23 protein-coding genes are annotated in these 25,012 nt (G+C 72.0%); 7 read left to right on the top strand and 16 right to left on the bottom strand.

Features of this window, described 5'->3' with window-relative positions; all coding sequences use genetic code 11:
• Positions 1–66 precede the first annotated feature (66 nt).
• Positions 67–3,366, bottom strand: coding sequence for a tetratricopeptide repeat protein (locus ABZ490_RS07835; RefSeq protein WP_358985831.1), 3,300 nt, complete (start codon positions 3,364–3,366; stop codon positions 67–69).
• 103 nt (positions 3,367–3,469) lie between these two features.
• On the opposite strand from ABZ490_RS07835, the gene ABZ490_RS07830 reads away from it, so the two are divergent.
• A complete protein-coding gene (locus ABZ490_RS07830; protein ID WP_358985828.1) occupies positions 3,470–3,997 on the top strand; it encodes a DUF2165 domain-containing protein in 528 nt (175 codons plus the stop codon).
• 3 nt (positions 3,998–4,000) lie between these two features.
• Here ABZ490_RS07830 and ABZ490_RS07825 read toward each other — a convergent pair whose 3' ends face one another.
• From ABZ490_RS07825 to ABZ490_RS07815, 3 genes are all read right to left on the bottom strand, one after another.
• Positions 4,001–4,582, bottom strand: a complete 582-nt coding sequence (locus ABZ490_RS07825; RefSeq protein WP_358985825.1) for a L,D-transpeptidase — start codon at positions 4,580–4,582, stop codon at positions 4,001–4,003.
• Positions 4,583–4,637: 55 nt separating this feature from the next.
• Positions 4,638–7,241 (bottom strand): bifunctional FO biosynthesis protein CofGH, encoded by a 2,604-nt coding sequence (locus tag ABZ490_RS07820; RefSeq protein ID WP_358985822.1) that lies wholly within the window; start codon positions 7,239–7,241, stop codon positions 4,638–4,640.
• 67 nt (positions 7,242–7,308) lie between these two features.
• Entirely contained in the window at positions 7,309–8,175 is an 867-nt protein-coding gene (locus ABZ490_RS07815; protein WP_358985819.1) for an LLM class F420-dependent oxidoreductase, read from the bottom strand.
• Positions 8,176–8,335: 160 nt separating this feature from the next.
• Between ABZ490_RS07815 and ABZ490_RS07810 the strand changes: the two genes are divergently transcribed.
• Complete coding sequence (locus ABZ490_RS07810; RefSeq protein ID WP_358985978.1) at positions 8,336–9,829, top strand: CehA/McbA family metallohydrolase; 1,494 nt, start codon at positions 8,336–8,338, stop codon at positions 9,827–9,829.
• Positions 9,830–9,937: 108 nt separating this feature from the next.
• Positions 9,938–10,816 carry a hypothetical protein gene (locus ABZ490_RS07805; protein WP_358985816.1) on the top strand — a complete coding sequence of 293 codons (879 nt, stop codon included), beginning with the start codon at positions 9,938–9,940 and terminating at the stop codon, positions 10,814–10,816.
• Here ABZ490_RS07805 and ABZ490_RS07800 read toward each other — a convergent pair.
• The gene (locus ABZ490_RS07800) at positions 10,728–11,345 is read right to left on the bottom strand and encodes a GNAT family N-acetyltransferase (protein ID WP_358985813.1); all 618 of its coding nucleotides are present in this window, start codon (positions 11,343–11,345) and stop codon (positions 10,728–10,730) included. The genes ABZ490_RS07805 and ABZ490_RS07800 overlap by 89 nt on opposite strands.
• Positions 11,346–11,517: 172 nt before the next feature.
• On the opposite strand from ABZ490_RS07800, the gene ABZ490_RS07795 reads away from it, so the two are divergent.
• The gene (locus ABZ490_RS07795) at positions 11,518–12,363 is read left to right on the top strand and encodes a hypothetical protein (RefSeq protein ID WP_358985810.1); all 846 of its coding nucleotides are present in this window, start codon (positions 11,518–11,520) and stop codon (positions 12,361–12,363) included.
• A gap of 25 nt (positions 12,364–12,388) precedes the next feature.
• Here ABZ490_RS07795 and ABZ490_RS07790 read toward each other — a convergent pair whose 3' ends face one another.
• From ABZ490_RS07790 to ABZ490_RS07780, 3 genes are all read right to left on the bottom strand, one after another.
• The gene (locus tag ABZ490_RS07790; protein ID WP_358985807.1) at positions 12,389–12,670 is read right to left on the bottom strand and encodes a hypothetical protein; all 282 of its coding nucleotides are present in this window, start codon (positions 12,668–12,670) and stop codon (positions 12,389–12,391) included.
• On the bottom strand, positions 12,667–12,942 hold the full coding sequence (locus ABZ490_RS07785) for a hypothetical protein (protein ID WP_358985804.1): 276 nt from the start codon (positions 12,940–12,942) through the stop codon (positions 12,667–12,669). The genes ABZ490_RS07790 and ABZ490_RS07785 overlap by 4 nt, the downstream gene beginning before the upstream one ends.
• 74 nt (positions 12,943–13,016) lie before the next feature.
• Positions 13,017–13,460, bottom strand: a complete 444-nt coding sequence (locus ABZ490_RS07780; protein WP_358985802.1) for an ATP-binding protein — start codon at positions 13,458–13,460, stop codon at positions 13,017–13,019.
• 198 nt (positions 13,461–13,658) lie between these two features.
• Here ABZ490_RS07780 and ABZ490_RS07775 point away from each other — a divergent pair, with 198 nt between their 5' ends.
• Entirely contained in the window at positions 13,659–14,510 is an 852-nt protein-coding gene (locus ABZ490_RS07775; protein ID WP_358985799.1) for a helix-turn-helix transcriptional regulator, read from the top strand.
• Positions 14,511–14,520: 10 nt separating this feature from the next.
• Positions 14,521–14,718 carry a DUF397 domain-containing protein gene (locus ABZ490_RS07770; protein ID WP_358985797.1) on the top strand — a complete coding sequence of 66 codons (198 nt, stop codon included), beginning with the start codon at positions 14,521–14,523 and terminating at the stop codon, positions 14,716–14,718.
• Here ABZ490_RS07770 and ABZ490_RS07765 read toward each other — a convergent pair.
• Positions 14,704–15,507 (bottom strand): endonuclease/exonuclease/phosphatase family protein, encoded by an 804-nt coding sequence (locus ABZ490_RS07765; protein ID WP_358985974.1) that lies wholly within the window; start codon positions 15,505–15,507, stop codon positions 14,704–14,706. The genes ABZ490_RS07770 and ABZ490_RS07765 overlap by 15 nt on opposite strands.
• 100 nt (positions 15,508–15,607) lie before the next feature.
• On the opposite strand from ABZ490_RS07765, the gene ABZ490_RS07760 reads away from it, so the two are divergent.
• Positions 15,608–16,003: a nitroreductase/quinone reductase family protein gene (locus ABZ490_RS07760; RefSeq protein ID WP_358985794.1), complete on the top strand. Its 396-nt coding sequence runs from the start codon at positions 15,608–15,610 to the stop codon at positions 16,001–16,003.
• A gap of 52 nt (positions 16,004–16,055) precedes the next feature.
• Here the strand turns inward: ABZ490_RS07760 and ABZ490_RS07755 are convergent, their stop codons facing one another.
• The 7 genes from ABZ490_RS07755 to ABZ490_RS07725 form a co-directional block, all read right to left on the bottom strand.
• Positions 16,056–16,604, bottom strand: a complete 549-nt coding sequence (locus ABZ490_RS07755; protein WP_358985792.1) for a DUF3455 domain-containing protein — start codon at positions 16,602–16,604, stop codon at positions 16,056–16,058.
• Positions 16,605–16,954: 350 nt separating this feature from the next.
• Entirely contained in the window at positions 16,955–19,246 is a 2,292-nt protein-coding gene (locus tag ABZ490_RS07750; RefSeq protein WP_358985789.1) for an ABC transporter permease, read from the bottom strand.
• Positions 19,243–19,917: an ABC transporter ATP-binding protein gene (locus tag ABZ490_RS07745; protein WP_358985786.1), complete on the bottom strand. Its 675-nt coding sequence runs from the start codon at positions 19,915–19,917 to the stop codon at positions 19,243–19,245. The genes ABZ490_RS07750 and ABZ490_RS07745 overlap by 4 nt, the downstream gene beginning before the upstream one ends.
• Before the next feature lie 76 nt (positions 19,918–19,993).
• On the bottom strand, positions 19,994–20,395 hold the full coding sequence (locus ABZ490_RS07740; protein WP_358985783.1) for a hypothetical protein: 402 nt from the start codon (positions 20,393–20,395) through the stop codon (positions 19,994–19,996).
• Positions 20,396–20,538: 143 nt separating this feature from the next.
• Positions 20,539–22,002: an aldehyde dehydrogenase family protein gene (locus ABZ490_RS07735; protein WP_358985780.1), complete on the bottom strand. Its 1,464-nt coding sequence runs from the start codon at positions 22,000–22,002 to the stop codon at positions 20,539–20,541.
• The gene (locus tag ABZ490_RS07730; protein ID WP_358985778.1) at positions 21,999–23,729 is read right to left on the bottom strand and encodes a D-aminoacylase; all 1,731 of its coding nucleotides are present in this window, start codon (positions 23,727–23,729) and stop codon (positions 21,999–22,001) included. Before ABZ490_RS07730 ends, ABZ490_RS07735 begins: the two co-directional genes overlap by 4 nt.
• Positions 23,730–23,816: 87 nt before the next feature.
• On the bottom strand, positions 23,817–24,935 hold the full coding sequence (locus ABZ490_RS07725; RefSeq protein ID WP_358985776.1) for an LLM class flavin-dependent oxidoreductase: 1,119 nt from the start codon (positions 24,933–24,935) through the stop codon (positions 23,817–23,819).
• Positions 24,936–25,012: the final 77 nt, after the last annotated feature.

Below are 25,012 nucleotides of genomic sequence, written 5' to 3'. Positions count from 1 at the left end.
TCACTGTAATCGAACGGGGTCACGGCCAGGTGAGGGGTGGAGGGGAGGTGCAGGCCCGGTGGAGGTCTACGCGTAGCGCGCCTGTACGGCGTCCCGGGCCGCGGTGACCTGCGCCAGGCGGGGGGCGAGGCGGGAGCGGTCGGCGCCCGGGGTGCGGAGGAGTTCGGTGAGGAAGTCGGCCAGGGCCGCCAGCAGGTCCCAGCCCGGCGTCCCGGCGAGCACCGCCGCCAGTCCCCGGTCCGCGTCGGCCCAGTCCCCGAGGGTCCAGCCGAGCAGGCACTGCTTGAGCGCGGCCCCCTCCTCGTCGATCCAGTCCCCCAGAAGCCCCGGAAGTTCCCGCCACAGCGGTTCCGCGGCCCGCAGCCCCTCCGATCCGCCGACGCTCAGGGCCAGCTGAATGGTGCCGTCGACCGGATCCACCGCGCGCATCCCCTCGGCGATCCTGCGTGCCCGCGCCCACTGCCCCGTGCGCCGGCAGGCCTCCGCGCGCAGCTCGTCCAGTCCCGGGTCGGAGGGCTCCGCCCGGTCCGCGTCGGCCAGCCGGGCCAGGGCCTCGTCCCACCGGCCGGACCGCATCAGCACCTCGATGCCCTGGTGCCGCGCCCACGCCGTCTCCTGCTCGAGAGCCACGCACCGCTCCAGGTCCGCGAGTGCCTGGTCGACCCGCCCGGTCGCCAGACAGACCCGGGCGCGCTGCCCGAACGCCCATGCGTAGTCGGAGGCCTCTCCCAGCACACGGTCCAGACAGCGGAACGCCTGTGTGTGATCGTTGAGGGCCCGGTGGGCCGCTCCCAGGGAGGCCAGCGCGTAGTCGTACTCCGGGTCCTGCTCCAGTGCACGCCGCAGCGCCGCGACCGCTTCCTCGTACCGACCCGCGAGCCGGTACGCCTCGCCCAGTTCGGCGGCCGCCCAGCCGTCCCGCGCACCCACGGCCTCCGCTCGCCGGAGATCCTCGAACACGCCCTCGGTGTCGCCCAGCCGTCGGCGCACCTCGGCCCGTCTGATCCACGCCCAGGTGTAGTCCGGGGACAGTTCGACGGCCCGGTCCAGATCGGCGATGGCCTCCTCGGGCCGACCCAGTTCGAAGTGGGACGCGCCCCGGCTCGCCAGCGCGGAGGGGTACTCGGGCTGGAGGGCGAGGGCGCGCGTGAGTTCGGTGACCGCCTCCTCGAAACGGCCCGCCAGCCGTTGGGCGTCACCGCGCTCCGAGGCCACCCACGCGGAGTCGGGCGCCAGCGCGACCGCCCGGTCCAGATCGGCGAACGTCTCGTCCCACTCCTCCCTCGCGCGCCGCAGCCGGGCCCGGCGCACCAGCGCCCACAGGTAGTCCGGGTCGAGGCTCACCGCGCGGTCGAAGTCCGCGAGCGCCTCGTCGTACCGCTTCAGGACATGCAGGCACACCGCCCGGCCGGCCAGGGCGATGTCGTGGTCGGGGTCGAGGGCGACGGCCCGGTCGTAGTCGGCGACCGCCTCCTCGAAACGGCCCGCCAGCCGATGGGTCTCGGCGCGCTCGGCGAGGATCCACCCGGAGTCGGGGGCCAGTTCGTCCGCCCGGTCGAAGGCGGCCAGCGCCGCGGGGAAGTCGCCCGTCAACTGCAGGGTGAGGCCCCTGCCGTAGTGGGCCCTGACCAGTGCCGGATCGAGTTCGAGCGCGCGGTCGTACGCGGCCAGGGCGGGGCCGTACCGGTTCTCGTCGCGCAGTTCCCGCCCCCGCAGCGCGTGCGCCAGCGCCCGGCCGGAACCGTCGAGGCCCGGCCGGGCGAGCAGCAGGTCCGCCGCCCGGCTCACCCCGCCCGGGTCGTCCCCCAGCGCCTCCCGCAGCCCCCGCCCCCACTCCCCCACCACCGCCGCCTCCGCCGAGTCGCCCGCCTCCTCCAGCATGCGGGCCCAGCGGCGGCCGATCACCGGGCTCTCCCGGCAGGCCGCCACGGCGTCGCGCAGGGCTCCGGGCAGCGCGGTGCGCGGCCGGGCGCAGAGCCGGTGGTACACCTCCTCCAGGCGGAGTTCGCGCCAGGGTTCGTCCTCCCACTCCTCGTCCGCGCGCAGGTCGGCGGCCGTCTCCTCGCGCCACCGCCCGAACATCTCCGCCAACCGGCCGTGCCGTTCGGTCCAGCCGCGCGGGGAGCGGCGCCGCTGGAGGCGCAGCATCTGCTCCCGGACCAGGTCGTGGTAACGCACGTGGACGCCCCGGTCGTCCACGAACGGCAGCGCGCGCAGCCAGCCGAAGAGCGCGTCGGCCCCCTCCTCGGGGCAGTCGGCGGCCGTCCGGAACACCTCGGGGTCCAGGCGCCGGGGCAGTGCGCAGGTCAGCGCGGCCGCCCTGCGCACCGGGTCCTGCTCCCACTTCAGGAACCGTTCTACGGCGGTGGCGCTGGGATCCCCGATGTCGTCGGGGTCGGCCGGCCGCTGTTCGGCCAGGGTCGACACGAGCAGGGGCAGCCCGCCGGTGAGCCGCAGCACGTCCTCGACGACGGGTTCCGCCACCACTCCCTTGCCGGCGAGCAGTCCGCGCGCCTCGGTCTCGGTGAACGGCCCGAGCGGGATCTCCGTGACGAAGTCCGCGAGGCCGCCCCAGCGCGCCGGGGCGAGGGGGAGCTGTCCGGCGGTGACCACGACCGTGTTCTCGGGCAGGGCGGCGCCGTACCGGTCGGTGGTCAGCGTCTCGTGCAGCCAGCCGTCGAGGACCGGGCCGGTGCGTTCATAGGTGTCGAAGACCAGGACGGTCCAGGGGACTTCGGACGCGATGTCCGCGAGTTCCCGGAGCAGTACGGGGGTCAGTACCCGTTCGGGGGCGAGGACCAGCTGCACATCCTCCTGGCTGCGCAGGCGGGAGCCGAGTCCGGCGCGCAACCGGTCGGCGCCCTGGGCGAGCTGGGCCGGGTCGAGGGCTCCGGCGAAGGCGCCGATGCCGGGGACCATACCGAGCCCCACCAGCGTCGCGCGGGCCGCCGCCATGCTCGCGGCGGACGGCTCGCCGGGCTCGGCCCCGGCCGCCACGACCGCCGCCGCCTCGTGCCGCCGCTCCCGGTGGGCGGCGAGCAGTCGTTCCAGTTCCTTGAGCCGGTGACCCTGCCGGGCGAACTGCTCCGCCAGCTCCGCCATCGCCTCCGGGACGCTGCCGACCGACTCGTCGACGTACACGGTGGGCGCGCCCCGCTCCCGCGCGATCTGCTCCCACTCCCGTACCAGGAAGGTCTTTCCGACGCCGGCATTGCCGTGCACATGGAACAGGAAGCGGTGCCGCTCGTCGTCCGGCGGCAGTTCCAGGTTCTCCCGGAAGGCGGCCCGCTCGGCGCCCCGGCCGACGAAGCCCTGACGTCTGCGCCGCGCGATCAGCTCCTGTGTCGACCGCTGGGTCCGCGCCATCGGTAGGCCCCTTTCCCCGGGTCCCCCGACGCCGGGCGTTCCCATTGTGACGCACCGCAACTCGGAGGGGACAGCGGCGACTTGGCGGGGTAGGGGAAGGGTCATGACCACGTCCACCTCGGGTATCACACAGACCTCACGCGTCCTTCCGCTGACGGCCACCCTGCTCACCGGCACGGTGGCCCTCTACATCGCCCTCGTGGCGTTCGGGAACATCACCGACTTCGGGACGAACCAGCAGTTCGTCCGGCATGTGCTCGCGATGGACGACACGTTCAAGGACGACGACCTGATGTGGCGGGCGGTGACGAGCAAGGGGCTCCAGGACGCCGCGTACGTGGCGATCATCGCCTGGGAGACCGTGGCCGCCGTGGTGCTGACCGCCGGGACCTGGTTCTGGGCGCGCCGGGACCTCGCACGGGCGCACACCTTCTCGACGTACGGCCTGCTGATGCTGATGCTGCTGTTCGGCGCCGGGTTCATCGCGATCGGCGGCGAGTGGTTCTCGATGTGGCAGTCGAAGACCTGGAACGGGCTGGAGGCGGCGACGCGGGTGTTCGTGCTCAGCGGGATCGTGCTGCTGGTCGATCTGCTGGCCTACCGGGAGGCGCGCCGGGACACCGCCGCCTGAGCGCTACTCGACGACCCTGACCTTCGTCCCGAGGTCGCCGAACGCCCACAGGGCCGCCCCGTCCGCCTTCGGCATCCGGATGCCGCCGGTCTTCGCGTCGGCGGCGGCCGGGGGCGGGGAGGCCCCGTCGACGGGGTTGGAGAAGGCGATGTTGACCCCGGAGACGACCGAGAAGTAGATGATGTGCTCGATCGCGACGCCGTCCGAACCGGTCGTCGCGTCCTTGCGGACGGAGATCGTGTAGGTGCCGGGCACGGGCGCGACCGTGCCCGGCCAGACCGTGAAGGTCCGGCGGGCCGTGTCGTCCGCGTCGACCAGCCAGACCCGGTGGTCGGAGAGGTCGTAGACGATCCGGCGGCCGGAGCCGGAGGCCTCGGGGACCTTGGTCGCGGCCGGGGAGGCGGAGGCCTTCGGCGTGGCGGACGCCTTGGCTCCCGGGGCCGCGGACGCCGACGCGCTCGGGCGGACCGCGGCGGCCGTGGGATGCGGGCCCCGCTCGGCCTGCACCGTCAGGGCGCCGACCGCGGCGATGGCGCCGACCGTCAGACCGGTGACCCAGATCCACGAGGGAAGTCGGGCAGGCACGGGCACGCATCTCCTCGGCTACAGAGCCCCGTCGATGGGGGTCGGATCATCGTACTCACTCCAGCACGGGCAGGAGTTCCGGCAGATGCCCGTCCGAGGCCCGGGCGGCGCGCTGCCGTTCCTCCGGCACCTCGCCGTACAGGGTGGTGCGCGGGCGGGCCGGGCGGCCGGCGGCCTCGGCGACCGCGATCAGGTCCTTGACGGACTTGTAGGAGCCGTAGGAGGAGCCCGCCATACGGGAGATGGTCTCCTCCATGAGGGTCCCGCCGAGGTCGTTCGCACCGGAGCGCAGCATCTCCGCCGCGCCCTCGGTGCCGAGCTTGACCCAGCTGGTCTGGATGTTCCGGATGTGCGGGTGCAGCAGGAGGCGGGCCATCGCCGTGACCGCCCGGTTGTCGCGCATCGTCGGGCCGGGGCGGGCGATGCCGGCCAGGTAGACGGGCGCGTTGGTGTGGATGAAGGGCAGCGTCACGAACTCGGTGATGCCGCCGGTCCGCTGCTGGATGCCGGCCAGGGTGCGCAGATGCCCGAGCCAGTGCCGGGGCTGGTCGACATGGCCGTACATCATCGTGGAGGTCGACGGGATGCCGACCTCGTGGGCGGTGGTGATCACCTCGATCCAGGTGGCGGCGGGCAGCTTGCCCTTGGTGAGGACCCAGCGGACCTCGTCGTCGAGGATCTCGGCGGCGGTGCCGGGGACGGAGTCCAGGCCCGCCTCCTTGGCGGCGATCAGCCACTCGCGGATCGACAGGCCGGTGCGGGTCGCGCCGTTGACGACCTCCATCGGCGAGAAGGCGTGCACATGCATCCCGGGGACCTTCTCCTTCACCGCCTTCGCGATGTCGAAGTACGCCGTGCCGGGCAGGTCGGGGTGGATGCCGCCCTGCATGCAGACCTCGACCGCGCCCACGTCCCACGCCTGCTGCGCGCGGTCCGCCACCTGGTCGAGGGACAGCGTGTAGGCGTCGGCGTCGGTGCGGCGCTGCGCGAAGGCGCAGAAACGGCAGCCGGTGTAGCAGACGTTGGTGAAGTTGATGTTCCGGGTGACGATGTAGGTGACGTCGTCGCCGACCGCGGCCCGGCGGACGTCGTCGGCGATCCGGGTCAGCGCGTCCAGCGCCGGACCGTCCGCGTGCAGCAGGGCGAGGGCCTCGGCGTCCGTGAGGCGGGTCGGGTCGTCGGCGGCCGTGGCCAGCGCCTGCCGTACGTCGGTGTCGATGCGCTCGGGCACCATGCCGGGGGCGGCCGCCTCCCGCAGGGCGGACCAGTCGCCGTACACCTCGTCGAAGTCCGCGCGCCGGTCGGAGGTGCGGCCCTCGGTGTCGATCGAGGCATGCAGGTCGGTGCGGCCGGAGGCGGTGAAGACCTCCTCCGGTTCCTGCCACGGCCGGCCCTCGACGACCGCGTCCGGCACCGCGAGACCGGTCGCCGGGTCGGCGAGCGCGCGCACGTGCGGCAGCAGCCGGGGGTCCAGCCAGGGTTCGCCGCGGGTGACGAACTCCGGGTACACGCAGAGACGTTCGCGCAGTGCGAAGCCGGCCGCCGCGGACCGGGCGGCCAGTTCCTCGATCTGCGGCCAGGGGCGCTCGGGGTTGACGTGGTCGATGGTCAGCGGGGAGACCCCGCCCCAGTCGTCGATGCCCGCGCCGATCAGCCGCTCGTACTCGCCGGCGACCAGGTTGGGCGGGGCCTGGAGGTTGGCGGAGGGGCCCAGGAGGAGGCGGGCGACCGCCACCGTCGCGACCAGCTCGTCGAGTTCGGCGTCCGGCATGCCGCGCATGGCCGTGTCCGGCTTGGCGCGGAAGTTCTGGATGATCAGTTCCTGGATGCCGTGGTGGGCGCGGGAGATCCGGCGCAGCGCGAACAGCGACTCCGCCCGCTCCTCGTACGTCTCGCCGATCCCGATGAGGATCCCGGAGGTGAAGGGGACGGAGGAGCGGCCCGCGTCCTCCAGGACCCGCAGCCGTACGGCGGGTTCCTTGTCGGGGGAGCCGTGGTGGGGGCCGCCGGGCTCGGACCACAGCCGGGTGGCGGTCGTCTCCAGCATCATGCCCATGCTGGGCGCGACCGGCTTCAGCCGCTGGAAGTCGGTCCAGGACATCACCCCGGGGTTGAGGTGCGGGAGCAGTCCCGTCTCCTCCAGGATGCGCACCGAGATGGCGCGGACATAGGCGATGGTGTCGTCGTAGCCGTGCGCGTCGAGCCACTCGCGCGCCTCGGGCCAGCGGTCCTCGGGCTTGTCGCCGAGGGTGATGAGGGCTTCCTTGCAGCCGAGGGCCGCGCCCTTGCGGGCGATGTCGAGGACCTCGTCCGGGGACATGAACATCCCGTGCCCGGCGCGCCGCAGCTTGCCGGGGACGGTGACGAAGGTGCAGTAGTGGCACTTGTCCCGGCACAGCCGGGTGAGGGGGATGAAGACGCTCTTCGAGTACGTGATGACGCCGGGCCGGCCGGCCGCCTCCAGGCCCGCGTCGCGCACCCGCGCGGCGGACGCGGCGAGGTCGTCGAGGGCCTCGCCGCGCGCCTGGAGCAGGACGGCCGTCTCGCTCGCATCGAGCGCGACGCCGTCCCGGGCACGTTTGAGAGCGCGACGCATGGAGTTCTCGGTGGGGCCGGGAAGAGGGCCGGGGCCGGTTCCGGAGGTCGCGGAAGTCGTCATCTCTTGAGCATACGTTCGGGCTGATCAGGGTCGGTGGGGGAACCTGTCGGTCCCGGGCGGGAGGTGGTTACACGATGTCACTGGAGCCCGTGGCGTAAAGGCCGTACGTGTCGAGGAGCCCGAGGATCTCGCTCTCGCCGGCCGGCGGCAGCTGGAGCACGACCTCCTCGATGCCGAGGTCGGCGTAGTACGCGAGCTTGCCCGGGGAGGGGTGGACGGCGTACGGCACGATCTGCAGCGCCTCCGGCTCGCGCCCGGCGTCCGCCCACGCGGCGCGCAGCACCGGCAGGGTCTCGGACAGCCCGCGCCCGCCGATCGGCAGCCAGCCGTCGGCGTACTCACAGATGTGGGCGAACAGCTTGGGCCCGGCGGCCCCGCCGATCAGCGTGCGGGGCCCGACGACCGGTCCGCGCGGCCGCTGCGCGGGCTTCGGATACGCGCTGCTGGCGCGGACGGACCCGTACGGCCCCGCGTACGCGGTCGGTTCCTCGCTCCACAGGGCGCGCATCAGCGCCATCCGGTCGCGCACCAGCTCCCGTCGCGTCCGCCACTCGACGCCGTGGTCGGCGGCCTCCTCCACGTTCCAGCCGAAGCCGAGGCCGAGGGTGAGGCGGCCGCCGGAGAGGTGGTCGACGGTGGCGATCTGCTTGGCCAGGTCGATCGGGTCGTGCTGGGCGACGAGCGTGATGCCGGTGCCGAGGCCGAGGCGCTCGGTGACGGCCGCGGCCTGGCCGAGGGCGACGAACGGGTCGAGGGTGCGGCCGTACTCGCGGGGCAGTTCGCCGCCGGCCGGGTACGGGGTGGTCCGCTCGACGGGGATGTGCGTGTGCTCGGGCACGTAGAGCCCGGCGAACCCGCGCTGTTCCAGCTCACGGGCGAGGCGGGTCGGGGTGATCGTCTCGTCGGTGAGGAAGATCGTTACGGCGATGCGCATGGCGGGCCTTTCGGTGCCGGTTCCTCTGTGTTCATCTCGGTCTGTTCAGGTGGGCCGGTTCATCTGTACCGGGAGAAGAGGTCGGTGTCCATACCGACCGGTCGGCATTGATCGGCAATGTGAGGAGGGTGACTTCGTGACGGACGCACAGGACAACCCGATGGCACGCCGAGCACTGTTCGCGACGGGAGCCGTCGCCGCGCTTACCTTCAGGAACGTGAGCTTCGCCGCCGCAGAAGGACAGCAAGGACCACAGGGACCGCAGCCGGAGACGAGGACGGTACGGGGCACCCTGCCGCCCGGCTCCCCCGACTATGTGTACGTCCCCGTCGACGTGCCGCCGGGCGTACGCGAGCTGAGGGTGTCGTACAGCTACGACCGCCCCGCCGTCCCGGCCGGCACCCCCGGCAACGCGCTCGACATCGGCCTCTTCGACGAGCGCGGCACCGAGCCGGGCGGGGAGGGCTTCCGGGGCTGGTCGGGCGGCTCACGCACCGAGTTCTTCGTCCGGGCGGACGAGGCGACGCCGGGCTATGTGCCGGGACCGGTCCGCGCGGGCCGCTGGCACATCGCGCTCGGCCCCTACACGGTGGCGCCGCAGGGACTGACGTACGACATCACGGTCACCCTGACCCACGGCGACCCGGCGCCGGCCGCGCCGCCCGCCTCCTACCCGCCCGCCTCCGCGAAGGGCCGGGGCCGGGCCTGGTACCGGGGCGACTGCCACCTCCACTCCTGGTACTCCGACGGCCGCCGCACCCCGGCCGAGATCGGTGCCCTGGCGCGGGCGGCCGGCCTGGACTTCATCAACACCTCCGAGCACAACACGCACGCGGGCCACGGGGCGTGGGCGGACGTGGCGGGCGACGACCTGCTGGTGCTGCTCGGCGAGGAGGTCACGACCCGCAACGGCCACGTCCTGGCGGTCGGCACGGACCCCGGCACCTTCGTGGACTGGCGCTACCGGGCGAGGGAGGGCCGCTTCCCCCGCTTCGCCCGCCGCATCCGCCACGCGGGCGGCCTGGTGATCCCCGCCCATCCGCACGCCACCTGCATCGGCTGCTCCTGGAAGTTCGGCTTCGGGGAGGCGGACGCGGTGGAGGTGTGGAACGGCCCCTACACCGCCGACGACGAGGTGTCGCTCGCGGAGTGGGACGCGACCCTGCGGGGCGGTCCGGCGCGGTGGCTCCCGGCGGTGGGCAACAGCGACGCCCACCGGGACCCGGACGTCGTGGGCCTGCCCCAGACCGTGGTCCTCGCGGACGCCCTGAGCCGGGAGGCGGTCCAGGAGGGCATCCGGGCGGGCCGGGTGTACGTGGCGGAGTCGGGCGCGGTGTCGCTGTCCTTCACGGTGACGGGCGGCCGGGGCGAGCGGGCGGGCATCGGCGAGCGGCTGCGGGTGGACGCGGACACCCCGGTGACGGTCCGTCTGGAGGCGGCGGGCGCCCCCCGCTGCACGGTCCGCTTCGTGACGGACGAGGGCGTGGTGTTCACGAGCGCCCCGCTGCCGGTGTCGGGCGCGGGGGTCGTGGAGTGGCGTACGACCCCGGCGTACGCGGCGTACGTACGGGCGGAGGTCCGCCACGAGGTGGCGGCGGGACCGCTGCCGGGGGCGCTGGCCGCGTTCACGAATCCGGTGTTCCTGGGGAGCTGAGGGGCCGACCGACTCCGACGCCGACTCCGACTCCGGCGCCGGAATTGCCGGAACCCGGAAAGAATGTGCTGCTCCTGGCTGCCAGACGCTCTCCTTGTCTGCCTGGTCATGGCGGGAGAAGCTACGGCGACGGGGCCGGGCACGGGGGAGGCCGGGCACGGGCGGACGGGGGCGTCGGACGTGGCGGGCAGGGACACGGGCGGGAGCAGGGGCGGCATCACGCACCGACGGGGCGAGCGCCCCAGGAAGCACTCCGCGGCACGGACGCGGGCGTGGGGCGCGCTGCTCCTGACGCTGTCCCTGGTCCCGGCCCTGGCCTGCTACTTCGTCTTCACCCTCTGGCTCCCCGACGACCTCGACCGCTACCGGGACTACACGCGGGCCGAGCGCTGCGCCGCGGACACGTCGCCGCGAGAGTACGAGGACTGTCTCCGCGAGGTCGCCTTCACGGTGGACGGGACGAGGATCACGAGCGGCAGGAGCGCCCGCTATCAGGCCACGCTCTCCGGGGCGCCCTTCTGGAACGGCGTCGTGGACTTCGGCGACTCGGGCCCGCTGCTGTACGAGCTGGAACGGGGCGACCGGGTCACCGGCGTCGTCTGGCGCGGCGCCGTCATGTCGGTCAGCCGCGACGGCGTCCGCCAGGAGTCCTCCGACGAGCCCCGCGACGAGCCCCAGATGCCCGCCGCGCTCGGCACCTACGCGGGTCTCCTGGCGGCCATGGCCCTCACCGTCGGCGCGGCCCGCCTGACCAGGCCGCGCCGACCGCACCCGTTCCCGTGGCGCGGCTGGGGCAAGCCGATGCTGATCATCCTCTCGGTCGGCTGCCCCCTGCTGGGCCTCGTCGGCGTGTGGTGGGGCATCCCCTGGTGGCTGTTCCCTCCGGCCCTCGTCCCGCTCATGGGATACACGGCGTGGGAGCTGTACCGCTATCCGCGGCGCCGCCCGAAGCCGACGGCGGCGCCGGATTCCGGGAGCGTGACATGACGTGGACGCGTCGGCCGTGGCCGGGGACGTGTGTGGTGCGGTCGAGGGTCATGCCGAGTTTGGTCATCACGCGGGCCGAGGCGTGGTTGTCGACGTGGCAGATGCTGACGACGCGGTCGAGCCCCGCCTCGTCGAAGGCGAACGCCAGGACCACCCGGGCCGCCTCGGTGGCATAGCCCCGCCCCCACGAGCGGCGTCTCAGCCGCCAGCCGATCTCCACGGCCGGCAGGACCTCGGGGAGGAAGGCCGGAACGGCGAGCCCCACCCAGCCGATCAGCTCGCCGGTCGCCGTCTCCTCGGCGGCGAACAGGCCGAAGCCGCGCTCCTCCCAGCCCGCGCGCATCCGGTCCAGCGCCGCGGCGCTCCGCTCACGGGTGCCGGGTGAACCGTCGCCGATGTAGCGCATGACCTCCGGATCGGCCTCCATCTCCGCGAGGGCGTCGAGGTCGGTGTCCCGCCACTGGCGCAGCAACAGCCGTTCGGTGGGGAGCTCGGGGTGCGGTCGTCGTACGGGGTCTGGGCGTAACACGGGTTTCTTCCTTTCCGGGTGCGAGGATAGTCGGCCGATCTGGGCCTGGGCCGGGCCGGAGAGCCGACCGGGCCTCGGGTAACGGCGGTGAGGGCGCGGTGGCGACCCGCGACGCCCCAGGTGCCGCGTTTCGCTCGCCGGAGGCTCGCGTCCCGGCGTCTAGTCTCGGCCCGTGGAACAGCCCGAGCAGCGCGCCGAGGGTGCGGGACCGTTCACGACCCGGCTCACCTGGCGGCCACCCGGTGGCGGCACCGCCGTCTGGGAGTCACGGCCCGCCCGGCGCCAGGGCATCATCGCCGTCCGCGCGCCCGGCGCGACCGCAGGCCGGCGCACCAGCGCCGACGTCGTCGCCGTCCGCCGGCTGCGCCTGCTCAACGCCATCGCGGCGACCGCCTTCGTCATCGGCGGGGCGCTCTTCGCGCTCGGCGCGGGCGTGGCCCAGTTCGGCTCGGGGGACGCCACCGCCTGCGCGTCGATCTACTTCGCCGGGGGCCTCTTCTTCAACACGGGTGGTTTCGTCTCCCTCCTCCAGGTCGTCAACGCGCCCCGGCACGTCCCCGGCGGCGAGGGCCGACTGCTCACGCCCCCGTGGCGCTGGTGGAGTTACGAGCCCACGCGCATCGACTGGCTGAGCGTGTTCGTCCTCTTCGTCGGCACCCTCGTCTTCGGCGTCAACCTGCTGGACTCGTTCCTCCAGGGCCTGAGCGTGCAGCAGGTCAACCGGCTGATCTGGGTGCCGGACGTGATCGGCTGCGCCCTCTTCCTGATCTCCGGCCACCTCGCCTTCTCCGAGATCTGCCACACCCACCGCCCCTGCCTGCGCTGCCGCAGCCTCGGCTGGTGGATCGTCGCCGTGAACCAGTTCGGCTCCGTCCTCTTCATGGTCTCGGCGATCGCCGCGTACACCCGCCCCGCGACGGACAGCCTCGTCAACGCCACGATCGCCAACTGGGGCACTCTCCTCGGCGCGGCCTGCTTCTCCGCCGGCGGCGCCCTCCAGCTCTTCGAGCGTCCCTGACGCCGACGCGGGGTTCTTCGAGGACTCAGTCGACCACTTGCGGATCACGAAAGTAGTAGACAACCGTCACTCCCATGCCCTGGGTGTGTGTATAGACGACCGTGATCGCCTCGGCCGAGTCACGGGCGAGAGGGGTCGTATACGTGTACTCGACGGACGGCGGGCGCCAGCCGGGGATCTCTCGGCCCACCGCCGGGTCGCGTCCGATCGCCAGGAGCGCATCCCGGACGACCTCTCGTTCCCCTTCGGTCAGCTCACCGAGCGCCTTCTTCGCGGGCTCGGCCTCCTCCAGAGGGACATCATTCACGCCCTGCCGCCTCCGCCGCGCGCGTCCTCCAGAGCGGTCATGATCTCCGGCGAGTTCCTGATCAGGATCCGGTGCCGGTAGGCCCGTACCACCGCCGCCGCGCCCGCGAAATCGTTGGTCGGAGCGGCTCCTATGGCGGCGGCCAGCTCCTGCTCGAAGCGCTCCCGGTCGCCTGGGAAGCCGTAGCGGCTGAGCGCACTGCGCAGATCGTCCACGGTCCGGATCTCCGGGAGAGGCATCGCTCCCCAGTCTCGCTCGGGCTGTGCGCTCATGACTTGCTCCAGGTGAACGGGGCATGGCTCCATTTCCAGTATGGCGCCGGACGGCCGGGCCCGGCAGCGCGTACTCACCACGCCACCCCGCGCCCGCAGTCCGCCCACAGCAGCTTGCCGCCCCGCGACGCACCCAGTTCGCGCAGCACGGACACGCCCACCTCGTCGGCACAGGCCCGCACCAGGTGCAGGCCGCGGCCGCCTTCCGTGTCGGGCGGCGGTACGGCGTCCTTGTCGACGTCGGCGGAGAAGGCGGGCGGGACTGTGGGGTCCGTGTCCCATACGGCGACCCGTAGGCGGCCGGGGTTCGGTGACAGCACGCGGAGCGCGTACGGGCCCTTCGTGTGGCAGTGCGAGTTGGCGAGCAGCTCGCCCGCGACCAGCTCCGCCGTGGGGGTCAGCTCGCCCAGGTCATGGGCGGCGAGGATCAGTCTGAGGGTGCCTCGGGCGATACCCGGTGCGCGTGGATCTCGGGGAAGGTGCAGGGTGTAGTTCCAGCACGGGGTTACGGTGGCCATGGAAGTCTCCGATCACTGAGGGGAGTTGAACGGATGCCTGGTGTCATCGCCGCGGCGTCCCGCGGTGCGCTTCCGGGCGGGGCGCCTGGTGAAGAAGGTACGGCTCAGCAAATGTCATTTGCGAGCTTTCGAGATACCTATGCCCATATCCCCCTCGTGTGAGTGACCCAACTGAACGTGTGCCCAAGAGGAGTTCAGGTGCCCGGAAGACCATCTCTGACGGCCCGTCGCCTCCGAGTAGCCGTCGAGCTGCGCAAAATGCGTGAACGCGCGGGCATGACAGCCACCGAGGCTGCTCACACGCTCGGGACGAGCCAAGGGCAGCTCAGCAACGTCGAGTCGGGGCGATTCGGGGTGAGCCCGGAACGGGTCAGGGCCCTGGCTCGCATCTACTCCTGCCCCGACCCGGAGTTCATCGAAGCCCTGGTCGACATGGCCACCGACAGGACGCACGGCTGGTGGGAGTCGTACCGAGAGGTACTGCCGTCAGGCCTGCTCGACCTGGCGGAACTGGAACATCACGCCACTGCGGTGCGCACCGCCTACACCTCTCACATGCCCGGCCTGTTGCAGACACCCGACCATGCGAGGGAGATCTTCCGGCACATCATCCCGGCGCCCACCCCACCCGAGATCGAGCACCGCGTTTCCCATCGGATCAAACGGCAGGGTCAGCTGTACGGGACGAGCCCGACTCCGTACCGAACCGTCGTACACGAAGCCGCCCTGCACATGGGCGTCGGCGGCCGGGCTGTGGCGCGGGCGCAGTTGCAGCACCTGCTCGACATGGGCGCCCAGGACCACATCACCATCCGTGTGCTGCCCTTCGGCATCGGCGCGTTCCCCGGGTCGGGGCAGTCCATCAACTACCTGTGCGGTCCGGTCCCCCAACTCGACACCGCACAACTCGACCAGTTCCACGGTCCCGTTCTCCTCGACGCCGAGGCCCACTTGCAGAAATACCGCCGTCTGCTCGACATCGTGGAAACCACCGCACTGACCCCCGAGAAGTCCCTGGACCTGGTCCACTCCATCGCCCAGAACATCTGAAGGAGCCGACATGCCCCTCAGCCCCTGGCAGAAGTCCTCGTACTGCCAAGAAGGCGACGCCTGCCTCCACATATCCACCGGCCCCCGCACCCTCACCACCATCCACCTCACCGAATCCGCCGACCCCGCCCAAACCGTCCTCACCGCCACCCCCTCCGCCTTCGCCGCCCTCCTCCACACCCTCGGGCGGCCGTCAGCCCACCGGTGAGCCCTCCCCCAGCTCCGCCACCACCGCCGCATGGTCCGTCGGCCACACCCCGTCCAGCGGGGCCAGGCCCGCACGGCGTATGTCGAGCACGCGGCCCTCGCCCGACGGGCCCGGTGGGCCCACGTGGATGTAGTCGATGCGGGACGGGGGTTCCAGGAGGCGGGCCGCGTAGGGGTTCTCCGGGGTCCAGGTCGCCGAGGGGGCGGACGGGTCGGCGTGGGACCAGGCGTCCTGGAGGCCGGTGAGGAGGCGGACCTCGTCGGAGTCGGGGCGGGCGTTGAAGTCGCCGGTGACGACGGGGGGATGAGGGGTGTCGCCCGCCCTCGATGACACGAAGTCCGCCAGCGCGCCGACCTGTTCGCAGCGGACCGCGGACGCGCCCGGTGCCGACGTCAGGTGGACCGTGAAGAAGGGGATGTCGTACGACGGCGTCGCCAGGCGGGCGTGGAGCGCCGCCCGGCCGTCCGCCAGCTCGGCCGGGGCCGGAAGGAGCAGCGTCCGCTGCTCGGTCACCGGCCAGCGGCTCAGGACCGCGTTGCCGATGTCCACGCCGTCGGAGTCCTCGATGCGCCGGCGCCAGCGCTCGGGGAGCGGGGAGGGCGCCCAGGCGCAGTGCAGGCCCAGGTCGGCCGCGAGCCACTGCGCGAGGTTCTCGCCGTCCGCCGCCGCCCAGACCTCCTGGAGGCCGACCACGTCGGGGCGCAGGTCCCGCAGCACCGCCAGGATCGCCTTCTGCCGCTCGCGCCACGGGCCGAAGCGCCACCAGAGGTTCCAGGTCACCACGCGCACGACAGGCACCCGCTCTCGTCACGACAACGGCATGGGCGACCATGGAAACACGTGCAGCAAGTGACGCAGCAGAGCCTCACGTGAAGGAGTCCACCGGCCGATGCCTCGCTCCCCCGACCTCCGCTTCCGCGCGACCACCGCCTTCCAGCGGCATGTCGCCAATCCGCTGATGCGCCGACTGCCGTTCCACACGCTGCTGGAGACCACCGGCCGGGTCTCGGGCCGGCCCCGGCGCACGCCGCTGGGCGGGCGGCGGGTCGGTGACGTGTTCTGGCTGGTGTCGGAGTTCGGGGAGCGGTCGCAGTACGTCCGCAACATCATGGCCGATCCCCGGGTGCGGGTGCGGATCGGCGGCCGCTGGCACACCGGTACGGCCCACCTGCTGCCCGACGACGACCCGGTGGCGAGGCTGCGCACCCTGCCCAGGGCCAACAGCGCGGCCGTACGGGCCATGGGGACGCAGTTGCTGACCGTCCGGGTGGATCTGGACGGCTGAGGTACGGCGGCAGTGGCCCCCTCGCACCGGGGGCCACTGCCGGCCTGCTAGCTCACTTGGCGGGCTTGTAGAACGCGTACGTCGCCGTGTACGGGACGCTGACCTGGTCCGTGCCCGTGCAGGTGGTCGTCGGGGCGACGCCGCCCGTGGTGTTCAGGCGCTGGATGTAGGTGACGCCCGCGAAGGTGCCCGTGCCGCGCGTGGCGGTGGACTGGAGCAGCAGCTCCGGGATGGTGCCGGTCTTGGGCGAGTTGGCGATCGCGGAGGCGTTCACCGCGCTGCCGTCGACCGTGGAGACCCAGACGGGGCCGCGGGAGTGCAGGGCGACGGTGCGGCCTCGCTTGTCGGAGAGGGTGGCGGCGGGCTCCAGGAGCTTCCAGGCGCCGTCGGTGCAGGTGTAGGTCTGCACACCGTGGGCGGGGAAGACACCGGTCAGCTTGTTGCCGTCGGGCACGGCGAGGGCGGCGGGGGCCTTGACGGCGGCCGCGGCGGGGGCGGGCTCCGTGGCGGCGGCGTTGCCCGCCGTGGTGCCCAGGAAGAGACCGGCGGCCGCGGTGGCGGCGGCCGTGGTGGTGAGGACGAGACGCTTGGCGTGCTTCAAGTGAGCTCTCCGCAAAGGTTTCTGACGAAGGAGTGCCTGGCAGATGGGGACCGACAGACGTTGCCCGGCCGATGGTGCCGGACCGATGTTGTCCATCTGATGTTTCCCGGGTGCAGGGCGAGGGTAGGACGGTCTGATGGGCCGTCCGTGTCCGTGGTCCCCCGGGCCGGGACGCTACGGGCTCACCGGAGGATTTCCAGCCCCATCGGCCGAATATGGACCTCCCGCACTCCCCTGTCTGCCCGCCCGGGACACTCCCCGTGGCGCCAAAGGGCACCTCGATCCGGCCGGACGACCGGGCGGCGGTCTACGCCCCCCGGTCCCCCAGTCCCGTCCCCTGGTTCCGTCTCTCAGTCGCGCCGGATCAGCTCGGGATCGATACGGCGTCCCACCAGGGGGAGCGACCCCACCGCGGCCGCCACCACGACGCCCGTCGCGGCGAGCGTCAACAGCGGTATGCCCTCCACGTCCCAGCGGACCGCGCCGCCTCCGGTGATCAGATAGCTGGACTCGGCGAGCTTGCCCGTCACGAGCGCCAGGACGAGTCCGAGGCTCAGCGGCAGCACGACCTGGGCACACTGCACCGCCCGCATGGTTCTCGCCCGGGCGCCGATCAGCGTGACGGCGGTGACCTGTGCCCGGCGTTCGACGGCCCGGTCGGTGACGGACACCAGGAACGCGGCCACCCCGATGACCAGGCCCATGATCATGCCCAGGGCCAGCAGGGTCTCGACCACGGAGATCTGCTCCAGCCCCTGGACGTTCAGTCCGACCAGCTCGATCTCGGCGATCGGGGCGACGGCCGCGATGCCGTCGAGGACCGCCCGTACCTTTCCGGGGTCGGAGCTGCCGACGAGTACGAGGCTCGCGTCGCGCGGGCGGGCGTCGGCGGGGAGGGCGGACGGGGGGACGAGGAGCACCGCGCCGCCGACCGCGGACGCCTCGTACCCCCTGTAGACGACACGCTCGGCCGGCATGACGATGTTCCGGTTCTCGTCATGCTTGGTCTCGGTACGGAAGCGGAACGGGAACGACGTACCGGGTTTGAGTTCCGATCCCACACTTGAGTTGAGGTCGACGAGCCGCAGCACCTTGCCGTCCACACAGCCCTCGGTACGCACGGTCAGCTCTTCCAGCTGGGCGCAGGTGGCCACCAGGGCCGTCGCCGAGGACGCGAAGGTCCCCGGAGCCGGGTCGTCGAGGTCGAGCCACGAGTTCATCAGCATGGTGTGCGCGCTGACCCCTGGCGCCTTGGCGAGGTCCAGCTGCTGCTGCGCGCTGAGCTTCGACAGGGGCAGGGAGTATTCCTGTACCGGGCCGTACGGGCGGGTGACCTGTTCCAGCTGGATGAGGACGCCCTGGGCGAGTGAGGCGGCGTAGACGAGCAGCACGAGGCCGGTGACCACCCGCATCGTGCTACCGGGCTCGGCCTCGTTGCGCCGCATCGCCAGGTTGAGGGTCAGGGACTGCGTGTTACGCGCGACCCGGCTCGCCAGCGCGTAGGACAGCAGCGGCAGGGTGAGCACGAGTCCTACACCGGTCAGGACGACGCCGACGACCACCAGCACCGCGTTCAGGCCGAGGCTGGAGGCGGGACGCCCCACCAGACCGGTGGCGCAGAAGCCGCACACGATGCCCAGGCCGCTGAGCAGCAGCAGACCGACCCACTTGGTCGGGGGCCGTGGCACCGCCGTACGCCGAACCGCGAGCGGGTTGGCGGTCGCGTCCCGCGCGCTCTTGCGGCCGACGAACCAGGCGAGGGCCGGGCAGCCGATCAGGCAGATCGCGACGGTGGTCGTGGACAGGGCGCCGTCGTCCGGGTACCACCTCAGTCCGGGCAGCCCGGCCCGGGACATCACCTGGTTGAGCACCCAGTACTCGCCCAGTCCCAGCACCGCGCCGAGCAGGGCGGCGACGACGGTCTCGGCGGCGTTCACGCGCTGGGTGCCCCTGACACTCAGCCCGAGCAGCCGCAGGGCAGCGAGACGACGCATCCGGCTGGCGGCGGAGAGCCGGGCACAGACGGACAGGAAGATGGCCAGGGGCAGCAGGACCAGCGTGGCCAGGGCGAACCGGACGTCGGTGAGGGTGGAGGAGTCGACGGCGGGGAACGGTGCGTAGCGGTAGCCGAAGTCCTTCAGGGTGCGGCCGTCGTCCGCGATCTTCGCCCGTTCGGTACCTACGTACGCGTACAGCTCGTCGGGGTGGGCGAGCCCGGCTGGGCCGATCACGCCCGCCTCGCGGCCGGGCAGCAGGCCCTTGACGGCGGGTGCCTCGCGCAGCAGTTCGTGAACCCGTGGGGAGACGAACACCTCACCCGGGGAGGGCAGGTCGCTCAGTCCTGGGGGGACCGAGCGTGCGCCCCCGGTGCCCTTGGCGACGAACACACGGGTGAAGGACTGGGACCCGTAGGAGTCGTCGCGCTGCAGGACGAGTGTGCCGTCCGCCGGGCCCTTCGCCGAAGTGACGGGCTGCCGTGCGGCGGCGCGCGCGTCGTGGGCGTCGAGGATCGCCGGGACGGTGAGGACGAGGGCGAGGCAGCACACCCCGATGGACCCGCCGACCGCCATCAGGAAGAACCGGATGCGGTTGCCGCGGCCCGAGCCGAACAACAGGCGCAGGCCGAGCAGGAATTCGGTCACCGCGCACCTCGTGGGCCGAGAACGCCGTCGGACATCGTGTAGTGGGTGTCGGCCTGCGCCGCGATGGCGAGGTCGTGGGTCACCAGGATGACGGCGGTGCCCTGCGACCGAGCCAGGTCGAGGAACTCCTTGAGGACGGCGCCGGCGTTGGCGCTGTCGAGCGACCCGGTCGGTTCGTCCGCGAAGACGACGGCGGGCCGGTGGACGAGGGAACGCGCGACGGCGACGCGCTGGCTCTGCCCGCCGGACACCTGGGCGGGCCGGCGTTCCCGCAGATCGCCGAGGCCGAGGCGCTCGAGTACCTCGCCGGCCGCCGCGAGGGCGGGGCGCTTGCGCTGCCCGGCGAGCCTCAACGGCAGGGCGGTGTTCTCCTCGACGGTGAGCTCGGGCAGCAACTCGCCGTACTGGAAGACGAATCCGAAGCGTTCCCGGCGCAGCGTGCTGATCTCGTCGTCGGTGAGATCACCGAGCGTGCGCCCCTCGAACCGGACCTGTCCACGGGTGACGGGCAGAACCCCGGCCAGGCAGTAGAGCAGCGAGGACTTGCCGGAGCCGCTCTGCCCGGTGATCGCCACGACTTCCCCGGCCGAGACGGACAGATGCGCGTCACGAACGGCGAGCTGACTGCCGTAGGAGAGGTCGACTCCCGTGGCAGTGAGTATTTCAGACATTCCTTTGCTTCCCCCAAGAAGCGATGCGGGCCCAGGTGTGCACCCCTGGGCCCGCAGAGTCTGCCGAAGCGGTGGCTTACCTCTGGTAGTGCTTGGTCGGCGAGCAGTTGTCCGGGTTCAGCGAGCCCTTGTCACGGCAGACGCGTATGTACGCGTCGTCGGTGTGGAGCGCGGCACCGTCCCAGTTCAGCTGGTCGAAGTGCACGGTGCTCCGCTGCTTGCCGTTGTACCGGCTCCAGTCGTAGCCCTCGACGCGCACCTGCATGTAGACGTTGTGACCGTCCCCGTTGTCGGTGTCGTCCAGGTCGCCCTTCCACTCGAAGGCACCGTGGTTCTGTCCCGACGGCCAGAACGCGTACTGGCCGTTCAGGAACTTCGCGCCCCCCGTGGACAGCGTCGGAATGGTGTGCCACGAAACCGCCATCGCGGTCCCGGCGCTGAGAGCGAAAATGCCGCCGGCGAGCACGCCAACTGCCAATTTACGCAAGGTTCCTCCCGTTTTTTCTCCCCGGCTGGTCATGGCCGGGGATCGACGGGAGATTAACAGCTGTTAACCGCGAAGACACAGCAAAATTTGATCAAGCCACGACAAGAGTGTTTTCCGGCCAGTCCGAGCCCGCCTCACCCCGGCCAGACGATCGCCTGCACCTCGCTGTACGCGTGCAGCGCGTACGAGCCGACGTCGCGGCCCACCCCGCTCTGCTTGAAGCCGCCGAAGGGGGCCTCCATGTTGCGGCCGACGGTGTTGACGCCGACGCCGCCGGCCCGTAGCCGGCGGGCCACGCGGAAGGCGCGGGCCACGTCGCCGGACCACACGTAGTCGATGAGGCCGTAGTCGCTGTCGTTGGCGAGGGCCACGCCCTCGTCCTCCTCGTCGAAGGGGATGACGACGACCACCGGTCCGAAGATCTCCTCCCGGGCCACCCGCATGTCGTTGGTGCAGTCCGCGAGGAGGGTCGGGCCGATGTAGAAACCGCGGGAGGGGAGGTCGTACCCCGGCCCGTCCCCGGCGAGGACCGTCGCGCCCTCCTTGCGGCCGAGTGCGACGTACGACTCGACGCGGTCGCGGTGGGCGGCGGAGATCACCGGGCCGACCACCGTGTCCGGCAGCCGGGGATCCCCCACCTTCAAGCGGGCCGCGTACGCCGCCAGTTGCTCCACCAGGCGCCCGTACACCCCGCGCTGGGCCAGCACCCGGGTCGGGGCCGTGCAGATCTGTCCGCTGTAGAAGGAGAAGGTGGTGCCGATCCCGGCGACGGCCGAGCCGAGGTCCGCGTCGTCGAAGACGAGCGCCGCGCCCTTCCCGCCCAACTCCATGAGCTGGCGTTTCATCGTCCGCCCGCACACCTCGCCGATCCGCTGCCCGACCGCCGTCGAACCGGTGAAGCTCACCATGTCCACGTCCGGCGACTCCACGACCGCCTCGCCGACGGCGACCGCCTGCCCGGAGACGACGTTCACCACCCCGCGCGGCGCCCCGGCCGCCTCCAGCGCCTCCGCCATCCGGTACACCGACAGGGGGTCCTGCGGGGCGGGCTTCACGACCACCGTGTTGCCCATGGCCAGTGCGGGGGCGACCTTCCCGGCCGGGTTCGCCCAGGGGTTGTTGTACGAGGTGATGCAGGCGACGACCCCGGCCGGCTGCCGTACGGCGAGCGCGCCCATCACGCCCGCCCTCCCCATCGGCCCGGCCTCGTTGATCTGCGGCGCGATCGCCCACTCGGCGGGCTCCACGCGCGCGTAGCGCCGGAAACGGGCCGCGGCCACCCCCACCTGCATCCCGCGCGCGGTCCCGGTCGTGGCGCCGGTCTCGGCCTGGGCGAGGGAGGCGTACGGCGCCAGCTGCCCGCGGATGATGTCGGCGGCCCGGCCGAGGACCGCCGCCCGTTCCTCCGGTGCCGTGCGGGACCACGGACCGAAGGCCTCCCGGGCCGCCGCGCAGGCCGCGAGGGCCTGCTCCCGGGAGGCCTCCGGCGCCCCGCCGACGGTCTCCTCGGTCGCCGGGTCGGTCACCTCGTAGTGCCCGCCGTCCGGCTCCACCCAGGCCCCGCCGACGAACAGTCGCTGCCCGTCGCCCGGACTCACCGGGTGCTCACCGTCTCGGTGTCGCGGCCCGACCGCAGCACCCGCCCCGGCACCGCCCCGGTCACCACGTCGTCGCGGATGGCCTCGACGCCGTTGACCCAGACGGCCCGTACTCCGACGGCCCGGGAGTCCAGCCTGGGGCTGTCACCCGGCAGGTCGTGCACGAGGGTGGCCTTGCCCGCGTCGATCCGGTCCGGGTCGAACAGGACGAGGTCCGCGTGCCAGCCCTCCCGCACCTGCCCGCGTTCCCGCAGCCCGAACAGCCGCGCCGGGTCGTCGGTGAGCATCTTCACGGCCTGTTCGAGAGTCGTCAGCCGACGTCCGCGCAGACAGTCCCCGAGGAAGCGGGTGGTGTACGGCGCCCCGCACATCCGGTCCAGATGCGCGCCCGCGTCGGAGCCGCCGAGCAGCACGTCCTCGTGCTGCCAGGCCTCGGCGCGCAGGGCCCAGGAGGCGGGGTCGTTGTCGGTGGGCATCGGCCACAGGACCGTACGCAGCTCGTCGGCCACGCAGATCTCCACCAGGCAGGAGAAGGGATCCAGCCCCCGCTCCCGCGCGATGTCCGCCACCACGCGCCCGGTGAGCCCCTCGTTGGCCGCGCTGTACGTGTCGCCGATGACGTACCGCCCGAAGTCGGTCAGCCGCCGGAAGACGCCCGCCTCCTCGGACCCGGCCCGCCGCACCAGCTCGGCCCGTACGTCCGGGTCCCCCAGCCGCTCGATCCGCTCCGGCACCGGCAGCCCCAGGACCTCGCCCCAGCCGGGGATCAGGTTCAGCGCGCAGAACGTGCCCAGCGACATGTTCATCGGCGTGAGGATCGGCATGGTGAGCGCCACCACCCGGCCGCCGGCCTTGCGCGCCCGCTCGCTGGCCACCAGCTGCCGGGGCACCCGCTCCGGCACGGCCGAGTCGATCGTCAGCACGTTCCAGTTCAGGGGCCGCCCGGCCACCGCGCTCATCTCCACGAGCAGATCGATCTCGGCGTCGCTGAACTGGTCCAGACACCCCGCGACGATCGCCTCGATCTGCGTGCCCTCGTGCTCACCGACGGCCCGCGACAGCGCCAGCAGCTCCTCGGGCCCCGCGTGCCGCGAGGCGACCGGCTGCCGGTCCCCGTCCGAGTGGGTGGACGACTGCGTGGTCGAGAACCCCCAGGCACCGGCCTCCATGGCCTCGTGCAGCAGCCGTACGATCGCCGCCAGCTGCTCCTCGCCGGGCTGCCCGCCGATGGCGTCCGCCCCCATCACATACCGCCGCAGCGCACAGTGCCCCACCATGAACCCGGCGTTGACGGCGATCCGCCCCTCCAGGGCGTCCAGGTACTCCCCGAACGAACTCCAGCTCCAGGGCGCCCCCTCCTCCAGCGCCACCAGCGACATCCCCTCCACCTTGGACATCATCCGGCGGGTGTAGTCGGCGTCCGAGGGCCGCGCGGGGTTGAGCGGCGCGAGGGTGAACCCGCAGTTCCCGGCGGCCACGGTCGTCACCCCGTGGTTGAGGGACGGGGTCGCGTACGGGTCCCAGAAGAGCTGGGCGTCGTAGTGCGTGTGGGGGTCGACGAACCCGGGGGCGAGGACGAGTCCGTGCGCGTCCTCACTGCTGCGGGCTTCCTCGGTGACGGTCCCGACGACGGCGATCCGCCCGTCCCGTATCCCGACGTCGGCGACGAAGGCGGCCGTCCCGGTCCCGTCGACGACGGTCGCACCTTTGATGACGTGATCAAGCATGGGGTTCCCTTTTCAACTCCGTGACTGAAAAGGGGCGCGGGGAACTGCGCGACCAGCCACAACGCACCCGCACCCGCCGACGAACGCTCAAGCCCCTTGACGGAACCGCGTGGTCCGGTGGACAGGATCCGTGTCGATCTTCGGAATCACGTGCTCCCCGATCAGCCGGATCGTCTGGAGCGTCTCCTCCTTGGGCACCCCCACCGGCAGCCCGAACGACAACTGATCGGCCCCTGCCTGCTCCCACCGCTTGCACTGCCGCAGCACCTCGTCCGGGTCCCCGCAGATCAGCAGCTCCTCCTCCACGAGCAGTTCCACGAACTCCGGCGTGTACTCGGGCAGCGTCTCCGGCCACTCCGGGAACCCCTCGGGCCGGGGGAAGGTGTCGTGGTACCGGAACACCAGCGAGGGCAGATAGTGCAGCCCGCCGTTGGTGGCGATACGGATGGCCTCGTCGTGGGTGGGCGCGCAGATCGCCGTGGTCGTGACCATCACGTTGTCGTTGACGAAGTCCCCAACGGGTTCGGCGTCGACGATCGCGGTCTTGTACTTCTCCAGCACCCACTCCATGTCGGAGACCTTCTGGATGCTGAACCCCAGGACGCCGAGCCCCTTCCGCGCGGCCATCTCGTACGACGGCGGCGACCCGGCCGCGTACCACATCGCCGGATGCGACTTGCCGTACGGCTTGGGCAGGACCTTCCTCGGCGGGAGCTGCCAGTGCTTGCCCTGGAAGCCGGCGTACTCGTCCTGGAGCCACATCTTGGGGAACTCCGCGATGGTCTCCTCCCAGATCTCCTTGGTGTAGTTCATGTCGGTGATGCCGGGCAGGAAGCCGAGGATCTCGTGCGACCCGGCGCCCCGGCCGCTGCCGAACTCGAAGCGGTTCTCGCTGAGATGGTCGAGCATGGCGACCTTCTCGGCGACCTTCACGGGGTGGTTGACCTGGGCGAGGGGGTTGAAGATGCCCGATCCGAGGTGGATCCGTTCCGTCGCGTGGGCGAGGTAGGCGAGGAACACCTCGTTGGCGGAGAGGTGGGAGTACTCCTCCAGGAAGTGGTGCTCCGACGCCCAGGCGTACTTGAAGCCGGACCGGTCCGCCTGGATGACGTACTCGGTCTCCTCCATCAGCGCCTTGTGCTCGGCGAGGGGGTCGGTCTCGGCGCGCTTACCCACGTATCCCTGTACAAAGAGCCCGAATTCCACGGAGGTTCACCGTCCCTGGATCAGTTTTCTGACACATCGTCAGTTTTGGAGACTCTGACACCGCCCGCATGCAGGGT

Origin of the sequence: Streptomyces sp. NPDC005811 (assembly GCF_040630405.1) — a bacterium.
In the GTDB taxonomy this organism is placed as follows: domain Bacteria; phylum Actinomycetota; class Actinomycetes; order Streptomycetales; family Streptomycetaceae; genus Streptomyces.
This window is presented reverse-complemented; position numbering and strand designations above follow the sequence as displayed.